The organism is Erythrobacter sp., from assembly GCF_038133525.1.
Classification (GTDB): Bacteria; Pseudomonadota; Alphaproteobacteria; order Sphingomonadales; family Sphingomonadaceae; genus Qipengyuania.
The window spans coordinates 821-2,811 of sequence record NZ_JAYPTL010000125.1 but is presented as its reverse complement, the minus strand read 5'-3'; the positions used below and the strand labels follow the sequence as shown (position 1 = coordinate 2,811).

General features: G+C 62.6%; 3 protein-coding genes. 1 reads left to right on the top strand and 2 read right to left on the bottom strand.

The features are described 5' to 3' along the window. Positions 1 to 165: 165 nt before the first annotated feature. Positions 166 to 651, bottom strand: a complete 486-nt coding sequence (locus tag AAFM29_RS16935) for a GNAT family N-acetyltransferase (RefSeq protein ID WP_246842051.1) — start codon at positions 649 to 651, stop codon at positions 166 to 168. Between the two features lie 6 nt (positions 652 to 657). Then, positions 658 to 975, bottom strand: coding sequence for a DUF1778 domain-containing protein (locus tag AAFM29_RS16930; protein ID WP_099503642.1), 318 nt, complete (start codon positions 973 to 975; stop codon positions 658 to 660). 124 nt (positions 976 to 1,099) lie between these two features. Between AAFM29_RS16930 and AAFM29_RS16925 the strand changes: the two genes are divergently transcribed. Beyond that, positions 1,100 to 1,991 (top strand): restriction endonuclease subunit S (locus tag AAFM29_RS16925; protein WP_341713914.1); only part of this gene is annotated, 892 nt, incomplete at its 3' end.

Below are 1,991 nucleotides of genomic sequence, written 5' to 3'. Positions count from 1 at the left end.
CTACAGTGAGATCAGCACGCTTGTTGAGAACAAAGAGATAGAAGTGCTACTCGGTTAGCGTACCGATTAAGAGGGCGGGACAAAGCCGCAGTGGGCGGGTTGGGCGGGCATGGACGCTCTCGTACCGGTGTTCAAGGGGCACTTCACTCTTGAAGGCCTACGGCGTTACGCGAACAGGCGAGCGACCTCGGCCATCGGGAGGAAAAGACGGCGGCCGGCGTTATCCAAGGGAAGGAAGTCGTAGGCGCGGTAGAAAGCTCCTGCGGCTTCGTCCTTCGCGTCGACCAGGATGGCGAATGTGGTGATTTCGCTGCGCAGCGCTCGTGCGAAGGCGTCCAAAAGCATGTGCTCGCCCAGTCGGCGTCCGCGATGGCGCCGATCGACGGCGAGTCGCCCGAGCAACGTCGCCGGTACGACGGGGTAGCGCGGCAAGCGCTTCGTCAGCGTTGCCGGAAGGTTGGACAGAGCGATCGATGTTCTGGCAAGTGTCGAGAACGCGAGAGGCGTGAGATCACCCTCTACGAGGACGAAACAGGAGGCGACGCGTCGGCGAACGTCCTGACTGGCTTGGGTGCGGAAATATCGGTCTAGCGCGTCCACGCCGGACTCGAACCCGGCGCGATCGTGAGTGTCGTCGAGTGTCTGGATCAACAAGGGCTAGCGAGCATTCGGCTCATGCGCCGCGACCGACGCCATATAGCGCCGAGCGGCCGCGGAAAGTCGCGAGCCGGGCTCTCGGGGGTTCAGGAGAGCCTCGGCGAAAGCGCGGCTTTCATCAACCGCTAGCTTGACCGACTGCAGGTCCTCAAGGGTGCGCACGGCGGCCTCATGCACGCTCGAGATGACAAAATCCGTGAGCGTTCGGCCCTGCAACTCGGCAGCACGGAGGAAAAGTTCCTTCTGATCAGAGGACACACGCGCCTCCAATCGCTCGCTGCGGGCCGCGACCCGCCTTTTCGCCGCCGTATGTTTCATGGGCCATTGCCTTAATGATCGCCTGAAGGCTATTGTACGGCTTACAGCCGGACGCATCAAGGGGGTGAAGGCGAGCCTTTGGGCGGTTCAGCTTCTTGGTGCGCGGTAATAGGCGCACAAGACCATGAGCACGAACGACGATCAGACACCTTCTCGACCCGACCTTCCGGCCGGCTGGGCGGTGGTCCGCGTCGACCAGGCCGGCGCCGTTCGACTCGGCCGTCAACGGTCCCCGGATCAAGCCATGGGCGAACACCTGACCAAATATATTCGAGCCGCGAATATCACCCCTGCGGGTATCAATCTTGATGACCTGCTGGAGATGAATTTCACCCCGGCCGAGCAGCAGGTGTTCGGTCTTGAGGTGGGGGATGTCCTGCTGACCGAAGCCTCGGGGAGCGCTAGCCAAGTCGGCCGATCAGCGATCTGGCGCGGTGAGGTGCAGCCCTGCTGCTATCAGAACACGGTCATCCGTTTTCGCCCCCATCTAACCACGCCCGAGTATGCGTTGATCGTATTCCGACAAATGGCCGTATCCGGCGCCTTCGCTCAAGCCGCTCGAGGTGTCGGCATTCAGCATCTCGGCGCTTCGCGATTCGCAGAACTAGACTTTCCATTGCCACCGTTGAAGGAACAGGCGCGGATCGTTGCCATAGCTGACCAACGCTTGACCGAAATCCGCGAGGCCGAGACGCGACTCCAGTCCGCATTGCGGCTTCTGGATGAGCAGCTCCGAGAGGTGCTCGCTGCGGCCGTTGCCGGTGAGCTGGTCGCGCAGCGGGATGAAGAGCTATCCGAGCGCAGCCGCACGCCGGCGAGCGCGGCGCGCGCTGAACCAGATCTATTCGGTCAAAGCGAACGGGCGCCTAACCTAGAAGGCTTTGACCCGGTGCTTCCCGCGGGCTGGGCTTGGTCGCGCGTCGATGGGGCGGGCGAGGTGACCCTCGGCCGCCAGCGTTCACCCAAGCATGAACGCGGCAAGCACATGCGGCCCTATCTTCGGGTCGCCAACGTCT

Bases quoted from the DNA above. Each gene is read 5' to 3' on its own strand.
- AAFM29_RS16930 (WP_099503642.1), bottom strand. From the start codon at position 975: ATGAAACATACGGCGGCGAAAAGGCGGGTCGCGGCCCGCAGCGAGCGA.